The organism is Stenotrophomonas rhizophila, from assembly GCF_003751305.1.
In the GTDB taxonomy this organism is placed as follows: Bacteria; Pseudomonadota; Gammaproteobacteria; order Xanthomonadales; family Xanthomonadaceae; genus Stenotrophomonas; species Stenotrophomonas rhizophila_B.
On the sequence record NZ_RJKV01000001.1, the window covers coordinates 1290168 to 1305772 of the forward strand.

Sequence of the window (15605 nt, forward strand, 5' to 3'; positions counted from 1 at the left end):
GCTTAACTCTCTGGTTCCACCAGCCGCTTGAGGGCGGCCTGACTGTGCGGCAGGTCGGCGGCTTTGCCGACGTCCTGGCCGAGGAATTCAACGATGTCCGACCAGCGCTCCAGCGCCTCGTCGGTCGCCGGGTCATTGCCGCGCTGATAGGCGCCGATCGCGATCAGATCTCGGTTGGCCGAGTACGCCGAGACCAGCCGCTTGAGCTTGCGGATGCGCAGGCGCCACGGCTCGTCGGCGATTTCCGTGACCACGCGGCTGACCGACGATTCCACGTCGATCGCCGGGTACAGGCCGCTGTCGGCGACGCGCCGCGAGAGCAGGATGTGGCCGTCGAGAATCGCGCGGGCGGCATCGGCGATCGGATCCTGCGGATCATCGCCTTCGGTCAGCACGGTGTAGAACGCGGTGATCGAACCGCGGCCTTTGGCCCCATTGCCGGCGCGCTCGACCAGGGCCGGCAGCTTGGCGAACACGGACGGCGGATAGCCGCGCGTGGTCGGCGGCTCACCGACGGACAGGCCGATCTCGCGCTGGGCCTGTGCGAAGCGGGTCAGCGAGTCCATCAGCAGCAGGACATTCAAGCCCTGGTCGCGGAACCACTCGGCGATCGCGGTCGCACGGTAGGCGCCGTGCAGGCGCGCCAGCGGCGGTCGGTCGGCCGGGCTGGCCACCACCACCGCGCGGCGCAGGCCTTCTTCGCCCAGCGTGCTTTCCACGAAGTCGCGGACTTCGCGGCCACGTTCGCCGATCAGGCCGACCACGATCACGTCGGCGGCGGTGTAGCGCGTCATCATGCCCAGCAGGGTCGATTTACCGACACCGGAACCGGCAAACAGGCCGACACGCTGGCCGCGGCCGATCGGCAGCAGCGCGTTGATCGCGCGTACGCCCACGTCCAGCGGCTGGGTGATGGGCTCACGGGCCAGCGGATTGATCGACACGCCGGCCATGCCGACGGTGCCTTCAGCGCGGATCGGGCCCTTGCCATCCAGCGGCACGCCGTCGCTGTCGATGACGCGGCCGAGCAGGCCTTCGCCCACTTCCACACCGCCGCGTCCCAGGGCGGGCACGACCCGCGCATTGGGCAGCAGGCCATGCAGTTCTGCGCTGGGCATCAGATAGGTGCGTTCACCGGCAAAGCCGACCACTTCGGCATCCACCCAGCCACCGTCGGCGACTTCGACCTTGCAGCTGGCGCCCATCGGCGCTTCGCAGCCGACCGCTTCCAGGGTCAGGCCAACCGCGCGGCGCAGCACGCCTTCGCGGATCAGGCCACGGCCATGCGCGGTATCCGGGCGGATGTTGTCCAGGCGCGAGGCCAGCCGCAGGTTGCGGACGGCGGTCCAATCGGCCGGCGGGGGCAGGGTATCGGTGTTCATGGCGTGGTTCCTGCCTTGCGGATGACCGCATCGAGCGCGCCGCGCAGGCGGGCGTCCAGGGTGCCGTCAATGCGCACGGTCTCGGCGTGGACCCGCAGGTCGCCGCGGCTCAGGCTGAGATCCGGGGTGAGGCGCTGGTTCGGGGACAGGTTCAATACCGGGGTCAACGCAGCGATGTCGTCCGGGTGCAGACGCACTTCGACCTCGCGGGCAGCACCGCCGACGGCGTCGACGGCTTCGTTGACCAGCTGCGCCAGCAGTTCGGGCTCGGCTTCATACGCGCGGCCGACCAGATTGCCCGCAATGCGCACGGCCAGTTCGCCGAGCGCAGCGACCACTTCGTTTTCCAACCGCACCAGCGGCCGGCTGAAGTTGTCCAAGATGCCTTCGATCTGTGCGATCAGGCGGCGCACCTCGGCCTGGCCCTGGGCAAGGCCATCGGCGTGACCCTGGTCAAAGCCATCCTTCTCGGCGTTGTCCTGGATCGCCTGGATTTCTTCCAGGGTCGGCAGCTGCAGCAACGGCTCCGGTTCCAGCTCCGGATCCGGCTCGGTGAGGTCGACGTTCTCTTCTTCCGGCGCCGGCTCGGGCACCGCCAGCAGATCGGGGGCAAGCCAGCGCACGGCAGCGTTCACAGCATGGCCTCCGCATTGCCACCAATGGTGACGGTGCCTTCATCGGCCATGCGCTTGACGATCGCCAGGATCTCGCGCTGCGCCACTTCCACATCCGACAGGCGCACCGGACCACGGGCTTCCATGTCTTCCAGCAGGATCTCGGCCGCACGCTGGGACATGTTGCGGGTGATCTTGTCGCGCACCTTGATGTCGGCGCCGCGCAGGGCCAGGCCCAGGCGCTCGCCGCTGACTTCGCGCAGCACCAGCTGCAGTTCGCGGTCGTCCAGATCCACCAGATCGTCGAACACGAACATCAGGTCCTGGATGCGGCCGCTGAGCGGCGCATCGATGCGCGCGATCTCGCCCAGGATCGCCTGGTCCTGGCCACTGTCCATGAAGTTCAGGATGTTGGCCGCGCACTGCACGCCGCCGATGTTGGAGGACTTCAGGTTCTGGTTGCCGGCGAACTGGCGCTCCATGATCTCGTTGAGCTCATTGAGCGCGTTCGGCGGAATGCCATCCAGGGTCGCGATGCGCAGCAGCACATCCACGCGGGTACGCTCGGGCAGCAGCTTGAGCGCGTCGGCGGCCTGGTCGGTTTCCAGATGAGCCATCACGATGGCGATGATCTGCGGGTGCTCGTTGCGGACCAGATCGGCGACGGCGCGCGGATCCATCCACTTCAGGGCATCCAGGCCGGTGGTGTTGCGGCCGAGCAGGATCCGGTCGATCAGGTTGCCGGCCTTCTCCGTGCCCAGCGCCTGCACCAGCATGTTGCGGATGTAGTCGTCCGAGCCCACGCCCAGCGAGGTCTTGGACCCCAGTTCGGCACCGAACTGGTCCATGACCCGCTCGACCTGTTCGCGGGTGATGTCGGTCATGGTCGCCATGGCGATGCCGATCTTCTGCACTTCCTTGGGTTCCATGTGGCGCAGCACTTCGGCCGCATCCAGTTCACCCAGCGACAGCAGCAGCACGGCAGCGCGTTGAACGCCGGTCAAGGGCACGTTCTCAGTCATTGGCCACCCACCCCTTGACCACCTGGGCCACGCGCTTGGAATCGGTCTTTACAGCTTCACGCGCCATGCGCAGTCGTTCCTCGTAAGAGTCCACCGGCAGCGCCAGGGGTTCATGTCCAGCCGCGTTCAGGCGTTCGCTGCCGATGGCGGGCAAACCCTCGTCATCGTCGACCAGCTGCACGTCGGCCGTGTGGGGTTCCAGCTCTTCTTCCTTGCCCTTGTTCTGGCCGGTGATCGAGCGCAGCGCCGGGCGCAGCACACCAAACACCAGGGCCAGCACCACGATCGCGCCGAGCAGCAGACGCAGTGCGTCCTGGACCTGCGGCAGCTCCCACCACTTCGGGCCTTCGACCGGGGTGACTTCCCGCACGAACGGGGCATTCATCACCGAGACCGTGTCGCCACGCTCGGCATCGAAGCCGACCGCCTGTTTGACCAGCGCTTCGACGCGGGTGAGTTCGGCAGCGGAGAGGGCCTGGTCGGCCATCTTGCCGTTGGCACCGGCGCGCGGCACGTTGTCCACCAGCACCGCCACCGAGACGCGCTTGATGCGACCGGCCGGCTGGCGGGTGTGCTGCAGGGTGCGGTCCAGCTCGTAGTTGCGGGTCGCGTTCTTGGAGCTTTCCGTCGGTGCCTGCGCGGTGGCCGGTGCGGCAGCGGGGCCGGGCGGGGTATTGCTGGCGGCACCAGGCACGCCCTGCGGGCCGGGCACGTTGGTGCTGTTTTCGCTCATCTGCTCGCTGCGCAGCTTCTGCGGCTCGCCGTTATAGAGCTCACGGGCCTCCTCGATCACCGAGAAGTCCATGTCCACGCTCACTTCCGGGTTGACGCGGCCGGGGCCGGTCATCGGCTCGAGCAGCTCGCGGATGCGCTGGTTGAACGAGGTTTCCTGGCGGCGCACCTGCTCGAACTGCGCGGCATTCATCGCCGCCTCGCTGTTCGGGTCGGAGACGCTGAGCATGCGACCGCTCTGGTCGACCACGGTCACCCGTTCCGGGGCGAGGTCGGGAATGCTGGCAGCGACCATGTGCACGATCGCATCGATCTGGCCGCGCTCCAGTTGCTGGCCGCCGCGCAGCTCCAGCACTACCGAGGCGCTGGCGACATCGCGCTGGCGGGTGAAGGCGCTGGGCTTGGGAATGGCCAGGTGCACGCGCGAATCGCGGACCGGGCGCAGCGTATTGATGGTGCGCGAGAGTTCGGTTTCCAGCGAGTGCTGGTAGCGGGCGTTCTCCATGAACTGGCTGACGCCGAAGCCGGGGTCACGCTCCATCAGCTCAAAGCCCAGACGACCGCTGTCGGTCAGCCCGGAGCTGGCCAGCTTGAGGCGGGCATCGTGCAGGTTCTTTTCCGGCACGGTGATGCCACCGGTGGCCTGGTCCAGTTCAAACGGAATCTGCGCGGCGCGCAGCAGGTCGGTGGCTTCGGCCGTGGCCTTCTGGTCCAGCCCGGTGTACAGCGGCACCATGCCGGGCTTCTGCGACCAGAAGAACACGAACAGGCCTGCCGCCACAGCCACGGCGATCATCGCCATCAGGCCGAGCCGACGGGTGATCTGCAGGCTTTGCAGCCGGTCGAACCACTGCCCAGCCTTTTCGGTGTTCAGCGATTCTTTGGAGAGCGACAGGGCCATGCGTTTCTATCCTTACAGCGGCATGTTCATCACGTCCTGGTAAGCCTGGACGAGACGGTTACGGACTTCCACGGTGGCGCGGAAGGCGATCTGGGACTGCTGCGAGGCGACCATGACCTTGGCCAGGTCCGCACCGGGTTCACCCAGTTCGAAGGACTTGGCCAGGGCGCCGGATTTCTGTTGCGCATCGTTGACGCCGGCGATGGCGCCACGCAGGGTTTCGGTGAAGCTGGGGCCCTGGATCTCCTGGGGGGATACCAGGCCCTGGATGGCATTGCTGCGCGGCATCTCCGTCAGCGGGCTGACGGCAGGCTGCCCAATCTGGGTCTGGAAGGTGCGGATCTGAGAAAGGATCGAGGTGACGGAGTGCGACATCTGGAACGTTCCGAAGCAGGGGATGGGTTTCGAGTGAATACGTTGCAAGTGCCGTGCCGAAAGTGATGAGCGATTCAGTTTCGTAACGGTGGCGGGGGTTTGCGGGGTCAGCGGCTCCGGCGGGGGTGGCCGTGGTGTACGTGAGGTGCGGCTGCGTGACCCAGTGACGGTTTGACGCGCTGACGTGCCGGAGAGTCGACGCCGGAAAACCGGCGGAGGGTGCTCTGATCCTTCGAGGCGGAGACCGGCGGGTCGGTCGGGCGGTGGGCCACGATGCCCTTGCCGGCGAATGTCCCCCGGCGCCGGCCTGCGGCCGACCCCTCCTCCCTTATTTCGCCCACAAGGGCATCGCGACCCACCGTATCGAGGCTGCTGGCGGCCACCCGTCAGATCCACAAAAAAGCCCGGGACATGCCCGGGCTTCTGGTTTCCTTGTGGCGTTCTGCTCAGCCAGTCAGTTCGGTCTGGTCGCGTTCGATGCCGTACTTGCGCAGCTTCTCCACCAGGGTGGTGCGGCGCAGGCCGAGCAGTTGTGCGGCATGGGCGACGACGCCCTGGGTGCGCTCCAGCGCTTCGTTGATCAAGGTCAGCTCGATGTTGGCCATGTGGTTGCGCAGGTCCAGGCCGTCGTCGGGCAGGGCCGGAGCGCGGTTGGCCGGAGCGCCGCCGTTCTCCGCCGAGGTGGTGCCTTGGCTGCCCGGTGTGTGGAACGAAAAGCTGCGCAGGTCCAGGCGTTCATCGGCCAGCGGCGCCGGTGCTGCGGCGGCCACCGGTGCAGTGATGGCGAAATCACCGCGGTAGCGGGCCGGAAGATCCTGCACGCGCACGTTGCCACTGGGGTGCAGCACGGCCAGGCGTTCGACCAGATTGGTCAGCTCGCGTACGTTGCCCGGCCATTCGTAACTGGCCAGCGCCTGCATTGCTTCGGCGGTGAAGCGCACTTCGCCGCGGCCGGTGCGGGCCAGCTGGCCGGCAATGGTGGTCACCAGCGCCGGCAGGTCTTCGCTGCGCTCACGCAGGGCCGGCACATCGATGGGGAATACGTTGAGGCGATAGAACAGATCCTCGCGGAACTTGCCGTCGGCGATGCGCGTTTCCAGATCGCGGTGGGTCGCGGCGATCACGCGCACGTTGCAGCGGATGGTCTGGTTGCCGCCGACGCGCTCGAAGCTGCGCTCCTGCAGCACGCGCAGCAGCTTGACCTGCATCGGCAGGCTCATGTCGCCGATCTCATCCAGCAGCAGGGTGCCGCCTTCGGCCATTTCGAAACGGCCCTTGCGTGCGCTCAGTGCACCGGTGAAAGCGCCTTTTTCGTGACCGAACAATTCGCTTTCCAGCAGGTCAGGCGGGATCGCGCCGCAGTTGATCGCCACGAACGGCCCATCACGACGCGGGGAGCGCTGGTGGATGGAGCGCGAGACAACTTCCTTGCCGGTGCCCGATTCGCCCAGCACCAGCACGGTGGTGTCGAAGGCGGCGACCTGCTCGATCATGCGGCGCAGCTGGGTGACCGCAACGCCTTCGCCGGTCGGGCCCTGGTCCTGCACGGCACCGGCCTGGTGTTCGGCATCCAGGCGCTTGAGGCTGGCGCGGCGCAGCAGGCCTTCCATCTGGGCGTGGCGCAGCGGCGCCTCCAGCGGCCAGACGTTGGCTTCGTGCAGACCGTGCTGCTGTGCGAACGCGGTGGTATCGCCGTCGATCAACATCACCGGCGGGGGCAGGGCGCCCTTGCCCAGCCACGCGAACAACGCATCGCTGCGGTCGGAATTGTCCAGGCTGCCGATGATGGCAGCCATCCAGTCATTGGGGCGGTGGCGGGTGACGTCGAAATCGTTGGCATCGGCCACCCAGCGCGGGTTGAAGTCCATGAACTCCAGCAGCGCGACGGTGCGCTCAGCCCGGACCGCGTCGTTGTCCACCACCAGGATGCGCGATTCACTCATGGCCTGGTTCCTTCAGGCCTTCCAGGATCGGCATCACTTCCTGGATGTAGGAGAGCTTGCTGACGAAGTTGTCCGCCCCGGCGCGCAGGGCGTGCTCGCGGTGTTCAGCATCATCGAAATGGCTGGCGATCACGATATACGGCGCGTCATCCTGCGATTTGATCAGGCGCGTCGCCTGCAGGCCGCCCATTTCCGGCATGGCCAGATCCATCAGCACCACCTGCGGGCGCAGCGACTCGGAGCGTTCGATCGCTTCCAGGCCATTGGCAGCGCTGCCGATGACATCGAGCCAATCGACCTTGCGGAAGTGGCGCATCGCAGCGTTGATGAAACCCTCGTGGTCGTCGACCAGCAGCACGGTGAGCTTGTTCATGTCGTCCATTTCCTTCAGCCCACCCGGGCCAATTGCGGTGTGCTGGCATGGCTGCGGCGGCGTTCGCGCGCCGGAGCGATGTCCAGTTGTTCGCGGTATTTTGCAACGGTCCGGCGGGCAATGTTCACCCCCTGGCGCGAAAGCAGGCCGGCGATGGCCTCATCGGCCAGCGGGCGGGCCGCCGGCTCGGACTCGATCAGGCGACGCACCATGGCTTTGACCGCCTGGCCGGAGACGCTCGCACCTTCCAGGCGCACGGCGAAGAAGTGCTTCAGTTCCAGCGTGCCGCGCGGCGTCTGCAGATATTTGCCGGTGGTGATGCGCGAGACGGTCGACTCGTGCATGCCGATCTCATCGGCTACTTCCTTCAGGGTGAGCGGCGCCATCGCCTCCTCGCCACGGGTCAGGAAGCCGGACTGCCGTTCGATGATCACCCGCGCGGTGCGCAGCAGGGTGTCATAGCGCATCGACAGGCCACGGGTCAGCCAGCGGGCTTCCTGCAGCATGTCGCGCAGTGGCTGCGCCGCTTCGCTGGTCTCGGCCAGGGCCTGTTCGTAATGCGGGTTGATGCTCAGGCGGCGGCTGGTGGCCGGGTTCAGCGCGACGCGCCACTGGCCATCGGCATGCCAGGCGACCACGTCGGGGATCACCACACCATTGGTATCGGGCAGCAGGCTCTCACCCGGGCGCGGCTGCAGCGACAGGATCAGGCGGACGGCTTCGTGGATGTCGGCGACTTCGGCATCCAGCTGCTGGGCGAGCGCGGCGTAGTCATGCGTGGCCAGCGCGGCCAGCCCATCGTCTAGCACGCGCTGGGCCAAGTGACGGGCCGGCACGCGGCCGGGCAGGGTGCGCAGCTGCACGCTCAGGCATTCGTGCAGGTTCTGGGCGGCCAGGCCAGCCGGGTCGCCGTGCAGAATGCGCTGCCGGACTGCTTCCACGCCGGCGGCATCCACGTCGCAATGCGCGCTGGCGAGCAGGGTCAGCTGCGCCAGCGGGGCATCGAGATAACCGGTGTCATCGCAGTGTTCCAGCCAGAAACCGGCGACGGCCAGTTCGCGATCGTCCAGTTCCATCGCCAGGCGCTGCAGGACGCGCAGCTGCGGGTCGGTGGATTCGCCGGCGGCGACGCGCTGCATGCGGTCATCATCGCCGTCCTGCCAACCAGCACCGGCCACGTCCCACATGGTGCTCTCGGGCAGCTCGTCGAAGGCGGCCACGTCCTGGGCCGTGACGGCCTCGGCGGTGTCGGCAGCGACGGGCTCGGGGGCCTCTTCGATCTCCAGCAGCGGGTTTGTTTCCAATGCGCGGCGGATTTCCAGCTCCAGCTGCATGCCATCGAGCTGCAACAGACGGATCGACTGCAGCAGTTGCGGCGTGAGGTGAAGCTGCTGACCCATCTGGGTCGACATGGAGGCTTTCAAGGCGTTTCCCCGATCACGCCGAGTCCCCGGCGCGTTATGGAACACATCTTGCTTCTGTTCCGGTGGCACCGGAATCAGGGGGTTCCTGAGCGGGGTCGTCAAATCCCCGACACCATGTAGGGAAAACCACTACACCGACACGTCATTTTGACGCATTTGCTGGTGCAGCCCCCCATGGCAGCGGCCTGGCGGCCGTGTGCCGCATCAGAATCCTGACGTGGGAGCCAGTCCGTGGCCGAAAAGCGCCACCGAACCGTCGCCGATCATTCCAGCTCGTGCTGGTGGCGCGCGGCGAGCAGCACCAGATCGGTGGCGCGGCGGCAGCCCAGCGACTCCATCATGCGGGCACGGTGGGTCTCCACCGTCTTGACGCTGATGCCCAGGTCGGCGGCGATTTCCTTGTTGCTCTCGCCTTTCCCGATCTGGCGCAGGATCTCGCGCTGACGCGGCGACAGGGCCGCCACACCCACCGGCTTCTCCTTGCCGAGCATCGGCGCCAGCATCTTTGCCGAGATCTGCGGGCTCAGGAACACCTGGCCGGCATGGGCGGCGCGCAGGGCCAGTTCCAGTTCCTGGGGGGCGGCATCCTTGACCACGAAGCCGACGGCGCCACGGTCGAGTGCATCGCGCACATGCACGGCGTCATCGTGCATGGTCATCATCACCACGCGTGAGCCGGGGGTACGCAGCAGAATGTCGCTCAGCGCTTCCAGCCCGGTACGGCCGGGCAGGGAGAGGTCCATCAGCACCACGTCCGGCGCATGCTGCAAGCTCAGCTGCAGGGCCTGCTCGGCATTGCTCGCCTCGGCGACGACGTCCACGTCGGTGAAGCCCTGCAGGAGGCGGCTGAGGCCGGCACGGACCAGGGTGTGATCGTCGACAATGAGTACGCGCACAGGCTACTAGGGGAGCGGGGAGGCGGTAACCTTAACGGAGTGGCGGGCCAGCGCCAAGCCGACTGGGTCACAGTCGGTACCGTATGGTCAGCGCAGACGCCGCGCTTCGGCAATCTGGCGGCGATGCAGGCGGAACAAATGCCGCTCCAGTGCCATTTCCAGCGCGTCGCTCAGGCCCTCGAAGCGCAGCCACAGATAATGCGCGCCCGCGCCATTGGCGGTCTCGGCCACGATCACCACGGGCAGGTCGATGTGGTCGGGCAGCCAATCGCAGGGCTGCAGCCGGATCACGCCCTGGCTGCCAGCCGCGGCGCCGGTACGCATGCCCTGTTCAATCCGGATACCCCGGCGGGACCAGCGCAGCGGACGCAGTGGCAGATCCTGGGCGCTCTGGCGGACCAGCCTGCCCAGCAGCACCATCACCAGGTCCAGCTTGGCTTCCAGGCGCTGCACCTGCAGCGTGGCGTCGCTGCGGTCATCGTGCCCGTCATCGCTGCGGGCATCTTCCACCAGGGCCACGCTGCGCAGCAGGGTTTCGGCGGTGCCCGGGCGGATCACCGCGCTGCCGATGCGGAACTCGGCCGGCAGCGCCAGTTCGCAGCTCAGCGTCTCATCGAACAGCTCGCTTTCGGCGGGGTGATGGATCTCGCTGGCGCGAAGGTCGGTCATGACAAGGATTCTGCGGTCAGGTACGCATGCGCGGCGCGAAGTGACTGGCGGCCGTTGTGGAGATGCCGGCTGGCTTCTTCGCGCTGACGCATCATGAACAGCATGATGCGCTGCTGGCGTGCCTGCAGCGAAGACAGGCCCGGGACGTCGAACAATGCCGACGGGCCGGCCAGGTAGGTGGTCTGGGCGGCATCGAGGGCATCCAGCTGCAGGCCGGCCTCATCGAAGTTCTCTTCCTGCAACGCCGTCTCCAGAGCGTCCAGACGGGCGTTGAGCGAGCCCAGCGACGTCATGGGGTGGCCTGCTCAGCGTGGCGCTGCTGGTGCGGGATGGCATTCCAGGCCGCATCGATCTCGCCCAGCAGTTCCAGCGCCTCGGTCAGCGCGGCCGGATCGTTGTGCAGATTGGCTTCGGTCAGGCGCTGCATCACGTAGTCGTACAGCGAGGACAGATTGCCGGCGATCTCGCCACCCGCTTCATGGTCCAGCGAGCCGTTGAGGTGACCGACGATCGCACAGACCTCGCCGATCGCCTTGCCCTTGCGCGCCTGGTCGCCGCGTTCCAGGCAGGCCAGGGCGAGTCGAAGTCGTTCGCAGGCACCGGCGAGCAGCAGCGCGACCAGCTTGTGCGGGTCGGCATCGGTGATGGCGCTCTGTACGCCGACCTGGCGGTACTGCTCGGTGAATTGACGGTTGGAACCGTACATCAATCATGTCTCCTTCGTTCGGGGCCGCGAGGTTCGCGACATCGTCGGCACCGGGTGGAGCCTGCGGGGTGTCCTGCGTGTGGTATCGGCAGCGGACCGGTTCAACTTGAGTCCACTGCCGTGATCGATCAGCCGTTGAGCTGCGAGAGCTGGGTGGTCAGGCTGGACATCGTCTGGCTCATCTTGCTCATCAGCGAATCCAGCGCCAGAAACTGCTTCTTGTAGCGTTCCGACACGCCTTCCATGCGCACGTCCAGCGCCTTGCGACGCTTGTCGATATCGGTCAGCGTGCTGTTGATGCTCTTGGTGCGCGACACGAACGCGCCTTCCTTGCCCACGGCGGTGCTGACGTAGCCATCCACCACGGCAAACAGCTTGGCCGCCGCGCCATCGTCGCCGGTCAGCGCCTCACGGACTGCACCGCCCTGGTTGACCAGGGCCGCGTCGAACTTGGCGGCATCCAGGACCAGGCTGCCGTCGGCATTGGGATAGCCGCGGGTCTGCAGGCCGAGCGTCTTCGGGTCCAGCCCGTTGGCGGCCAGGTCCTTGAGAATGCCGCCCATCAGGCCGCGCAACTGGCTCGAGGCACCGCGCATCTGCGCATCGCCGGTCAGCGAAGACGGGGACTTGTTCTCGATGTCGTACTTGGTCGCGGTGTTGATCGCGGCGATCGCGCCGTTGTAGGCGGTCACGAAGTCCTGCATCACCTTGCGCGCTGCGGCGGCATCGGTGGTGATGGTGACGGTGCTGTCGCCTTCCTTCTTCAGGTTCAGGGTCAGGCCCGGCACCACATCGGTCACGGTGTTTTCGCTGCTGACCACGGCCACGCCGTCGATGGTCAGCTTGGCATCGGTCGCCGGGGTGCGCTCGCTCAGGCTGTCGGCCAGTGCCGTCAACTTGGCGTTGGACGGGTCGGCGGTCAGCTTGATCGCATTGGCCGTGCCGGACTTGCCCTGGGAGATCGACAGGAACTGATTGTCGCCCGAGGTGATCAGGGTGGCCTGCACGCCCGAGGCACGACCGGCCTTCTCGATCTTGGTCCGGATCGAGCTGAGCGTGTCATCGGCTGCGACGTCGATGTTGAGCGTCTTCTGCTTGTCGCCGACGCCGACGGTGAGCGTCAGGGTTCCGGCGCCGAACGTATCCGTCTTGGGCAGGGAGGTGTCGGCGATCCACTTGTGCGCCGTCGCCAGCTGTTCCACATGGATGGTGTGCGTACCGGCGGCGGCCAGGTTGGTACCGGTCGCTGTCAAGATTTCGTCGGTACCGGATTTGCTGGCGCTCACGGTGCGCGCATCGAACGCGGTCTCGGCCTTCAGCGCTTTGAGCGCCGTATTGAGCGTGTCGAACGCGGATTTGACCGTGCCGATCGCCGAAAGCTGCATCTTGGCCTTGGACTGCTGCAGGTTCAGTGCATTGTCCGCCGGCTTGCGATCGGCAGCCACCAGGCTGCTGACCATGCCGGAAATATCGAGTCCTGAACCGATGCCGCCGTAACCGAAGTCCGCCACGTTGTATCTCCTGTGTGTTGCCACTGCCACATAGTGCAGGGCGATGCCATCAACGAAATTAGCGGCCGTAGCCGCCGGGTCTTTAGAACTCTCGTTGATGCAGGAGTTGTGCCAGCAACCTGGCGCCGGATTTGGCACGGCGGTTGCAGGTAGCTCGGGGCAGGGCGGCGATGTGCGCTCATGCCAGAGGGTCTGTAAAAAACCCTCCTCCAATGCAGAGGAGGGGTCAGGCTACTGAAAAACGGGGGGAGACGAAGCCACCCGAGGTGTTCAGTCAAACAACCAGCGCTGATAACAGTTCTGCCGCAGGGGCGGGCCATGGCCACGAAGATGTGGCGACCGGGAGAGAGTCCGGCTCATGGCCATGGCCCGTTCCTGCGTGACGATTGCGATGCTTCGGGTTGCTCCCGCCGCCGGCCGAAGCCGGCGGCGGAGGCGGTACTTCTTTGGATCAGCGCAGGAGGCTCATCACGTTCTGCGGCACCTGGTTGGCCTGGGCCAGCATGGCCGTACCGGCCTGCTGCAGGATCTGGGTGCGGGTCAGCTCGGCGGTTTCCTTGGCGAAATCGGTATCGCGGATACGGCTGCGCGAGGAGGCCAGGTTTTCCGACGAGGTCTGCAGGTTCGCGACCACCGAGGTGAAGCGGTTCTGCACGGCGCCCAGGTCAGCACGGGTGCTGTTGATAGCGTTCAGTGCCTGATCCACCACCTCAAGGGCCTGCTGGGCGCCGAGCACGGTGCTCACGTCCAGGTCCTGTACATTGGCGGCGGTGGCGGTGCCGGCGGTATAGCCCGCAGCTGCGGCTTTGGCGCCCCACACGCCGGTGCCGGCATTCAGATCGCTACGTTCCAGGTCGATGTCGGCGGCAACAACCGCAACGCCTTCCTTCACCGAGCTCAGCTTCAGCGTGCCGTTGGCGTTGGCTTCAGCATAGATGCCAGCCTCACCGATCTTGGCATTGATCCCCGTGGCCACGGCCTTGGCGGCTTCTTCCAGCGTTGCGCCGGCCTTGATCTCGACCGTACCGATATCCACGCCCATCACCGTACCGGTGAAGCGTGCGCCGTCGCCGCCCACAGCCACCGCCGCGGTGGTGCCGGTGGCGAAGGTGGTGGTGCCCAGGGAACCTGCCTTGGCATCGACAACCTTGTCGATGGCGATGGCCTGACCGGCGTTGGCGCCGACCTGGAACAGCTGGCTGGAGAACGAACCGTCCAGCAGCTTGGTGCCGTTGAACTCGGACTGCTTGGCCACGCGGTCGATTTCGCTGACCAGCTGGGTCACTTCCGACTGCAGCGCCTTGCGGTCGCTGGCAGAGTTAGTGGCGTTGGAGGACTGCACCGACAGCTCACGGATACGCTGCAGGTTGTTGCCGATTTCGGTCAGCGAACCTTCGGCGACCTGGGCCAGCGAGATGCCGTCGTTGGCGTTGCGGATGGCGACGTCGGTACCGCGGATCTGGGTGCCGAAACGCTCGGAGATGGCCAGGCCAGCCGCATCGTCCTTGGCGCTGTTGATGCGCGAGCCGGACGACAGGCGCTGGATGGTGGTGGCCAGCGAGGCGCCGCTGCTGCTCAGGTTGCGCTGAGCATTGAGCGACATCGTGTTGGTGTTGATGACTTGTGCCATGGAAATTCCCTCAGGCAGTAGTAAAACGTAACGTTTGGGGCGCGGCGCCGGTCATTCCCGGCGCCGCGTACTCAGCTGGATCAGCGCAGGAGGCTCATCACGTTCTGCGGCACCTGGTTGGCCTGGGCCAGCATGGCCGTACCGGCCTGCTGCAGGATCTGGGTGCGGGTCAGCTCGGCGGTTTCCTTGGCGAAATCGGTATCGCGGATACGGCTGCGCGAGGAGGCCAGGTTTTCCGACGAGGTCTGCAGGTTCGCGACCACCGAGGTGAAACGGTTCTGCACGGCGCCCAGGTCAGCACGGGTGCTGTTGATGGACTCCAGGGCCTTGTCGACGATTTCCAGCGCCTGCTGGGCACCGGCAACCGTGTCGATCTTCAGATCGGACAGGTGCGACTTCACCGCGTTTGCAGCGACATCGGTGGTGGTTGCCACTGCGGCACCCAGGCCAGTCACCGCCAGCTTGGTCACATCTGCATCGGCCTTGATGGAGGTCAAGGTGATTTCACCTGCAATAGCAGCACCGTTGGCATCGACGGCCTGTGCAGCCATCAAGCCGGTTTCGCCGAGCTTGGCGTTGATCGCCGCGGTAACCGCGTTCAGCGCATTCTGCTTGTTGCTGGCCACGGTCGGCGCCCGCGATGCATTGGAGGCATTAGCGGCGTCAATGGCGGCCTGCTCAGCAGGCGTGGGGCTGCCAGGAATGGCCGGGGTCGGAACAGTAGCAACAGCGGGAACTGCGGAGACGCTGAAGCTGATCTTGCCCAGGTCGATGTCGCCGACCTTCATGCCGGTGATCTCACCGCTGGCCAGGTTCGGATCGGCGGCCAGGACGATGCTGCCCGCCGTAGCAAATCCTGCAGCGCCCAGCGAGCCGGACTTCGCATCGACCACCTTGTCGATGGCGATGGCCTGGCCGGCGTTGGCGCCAACCTGGAACAGCTGGCTGGAGAACGAACCGTCCAGCAGCTTGGTGCCGTTGAATTCGGACTGCTTGGCCACGCGGTCGATTTCGCTGACCAGCTGGGTCACTTCCGACTGCAGTGCCTTGCGATCACTTGCCGAATTGGTGGCATTGGCCGACTGCACCGACAGCTCGCGGATACGCTGCAGGTTGTTGCCGATTTCGGTCAGCGAACCTTCGGCGACCTGGGCCAGCGAGATGCCGTCGTTGGCGTTGCGGATGGCAACGTCGGTACCACGAATCTGGGTGCCGAAACGCTCGGAGATCGCCAGGCCGGCCGCATCGTCCTTGGCGCTGTTGATGCGCGAGCCGGACGACAGGCGCTGGATGGTGGTGGCCAGCGAGGCGCCGCTGCTGCTCAGGTTGCGCTGAGCATTGAGCGACATCGTGTTGGTGTTGATGACTTGTGCCATGGTGGTTTCCTTTTGCGATGCGTCAGGTGTCGCCGTGATCGCCTGCGCTGG

At 66.2% G+C, this 15605-nt stretch carries 15 protein-coding genes; all 15 read right to left on the reverse strand.

What is annotated here, in order from left to right; translation table 11 throughout:
• Positions 1 to 2: 2 nt before the first annotated feature.
• Positions 3 to 1382 carry a FliI/YscN family ATPase gene (locus EDF74_RS05940; protein ID WP_123729200.1) on the reverse strand — a complete coding sequence of 460 codons (1380 nt, stop codon included), beginning with the start codon at positions 1380 to 1382 and terminating at the stop codon, positions 3 to 5.
• Positions 1379 to 2017 carry a FliH/SctL family protein gene (locus EDF74_RS05945; RefSeq protein WP_123729201.1) on the reverse strand — a complete coding sequence of 213 codons (639 nt, stop codon included), beginning with the start codon at positions 2015 to 2017 and terminating at the stop codon, positions 1379 to 1381. The genes EDF74_RS05940 and EDF74_RS05945 overlap by 4 nt, the downstream gene beginning before the upstream one ends.
• On the reverse strand, positions 2014 to 3000 hold the full coding sequence (gene fliG / locus EDF74_RS05950) for a flagellar motor switch protein FliG (RefSeq protein WP_123729202.1): 987 nt from the start codon (positions 2998 to 3000) through the stop codon (positions 2014 to 2016). Before fliG ends, EDF74_RS05945 begins: the two co-directional genes overlap by 4 nt.
• Positions 3001 to 3010: 10 nt before the next feature.
• Positions 3011 to 4651, reverse strand: coding sequence for a flagellar basal-body MS-ring/collar protein FliF (fliF, locus tag EDF74_RS05955; RefSeq protein ID WP_123729203.1), 1641 nt, complete (start codon positions 4649 to 4651; stop codon positions 3011 to 3013).
• Positions 4652 to 4663: 12 nt separating this feature from the next.
• Positions 4664 to 5026, reverse strand: a complete 363-nt coding sequence (gene fliE, locus EDF74_RS05960; RefSeq protein WP_123729204.1) for a flagellar hook-basal body complex protein FliE — start codon at positions 5024 to 5026, stop codon at positions 4664 to 4666.
• 446 nt (positions 5027 to 5472) lie between these two features.
• Positions 5473 to 6969, reverse strand: coding sequence for a sigma-54 dependent transcriptional regulator (locus EDF74_RS05965; protein WP_123729205.1), 1497 nt, complete (start codon positions 6967 to 6969; stop codon positions 5473 to 5475).
• Positions 6962 to 7342, reverse strand: a complete 381-nt coding sequence (locus EDF74_RS05970) for a response regulator (RefSeq protein WP_123729727.1) — start codon at positions 7340 to 7342, stop codon at positions 6962 to 6964. The genes EDF74_RS05965 and EDF74_RS05970 overlap by 8 nt, the downstream gene beginning before the upstream one ends.
• Before the next feature lie 14 nt (positions 7343 to 7356).
• Positions 7357 to 8766, reverse strand: coding sequence for an RNA polymerase factor sigma-54 (rpoN, locus tag EDF74_RS05975; RefSeq protein ID WP_123729206.1), 1410 nt, complete (start codon positions 8764 to 8766; stop codon positions 7357 to 7359).
• A 263-nt stretch (positions 8767 to 9029) separates the two neighbouring features.
• Positions 9030 to 9662, reverse strand: coding sequence for a response regulator (locus EDF74_RS05980; protein ID WP_123729207.1), 633 nt, complete (start codon positions 9660 to 9662; stop codon positions 9030 to 9032).
• An 87-nt stretch (positions 9663 to 9749) separates the two neighbouring features.
• A complete protein-coding gene (locus tag EDF74_RS05985) occupies positions 9750 to 10331 on the reverse strand; it encodes a PilZ domain-containing protein (protein WP_123729208.1) in 582 nt (193 codons plus the stop codon).
• Positions 10328 to 10624, reverse strand: a complete 297-nt coding sequence (locus tag EDF74_RS05990) for a hypothetical protein (RefSeq protein WP_123729209.1) — start codon at positions 10622 to 10624, stop codon at positions 10328 to 10330. Before EDF74_RS05990 ends, EDF74_RS05985 begins: the two co-directional genes overlap by 4 nt.
• Positions 10621 to 11037, reverse strand: coding sequence for a flagellar export chaperone FliS (fliS, locus tag EDF74_RS05995; RefSeq protein ID WP_123729210.1), 417 nt, complete (start codon positions 11035 to 11037; stop codon positions 10621 to 10623). The genes EDF74_RS05990 and fliS overlap by 4 nt, the downstream gene beginning before the upstream one ends.
• Positions 11038 to 11165: 128 nt before the next feature.
• Positions 11166 to 12548 carry a flagellar filament capping protein FliD gene (fliD, locus tag EDF74_RS06000; protein WP_123729211.1) on the reverse strand — a complete coding sequence of 461 codons (1383 nt, stop codon included), beginning with the start codon at positions 12546 to 12548 and terminating at the stop codon, positions 11166 to 11168.
• A 451-nt stretch (positions 12549 to 12999) separates the two neighbouring features.
• Positions 13000 to 14178 carry a flagellin gene (locus EDF74_RS06005; RefSeq protein WP_123729212.1) on the reverse strand — a complete coding sequence of 393 codons (1179 nt, stop codon included), beginning with the start codon at positions 14176 to 14178 and terminating at the stop codon, positions 13000 to 13002.
• 80 nt (positions 14179 to 14258) lie between these two features.
• On the reverse strand, positions 14259 to 15554 hold the full coding sequence (locus EDF74_RS06010; RefSeq protein WP_123729213.1) for a flagellin: 1296 nt from the start codon (positions 15552 to 15554) through the stop codon (positions 14259 to 14261).
• Between the last annotated feature and the right edge of the window lie 51 nt (positions 15555 to 15605).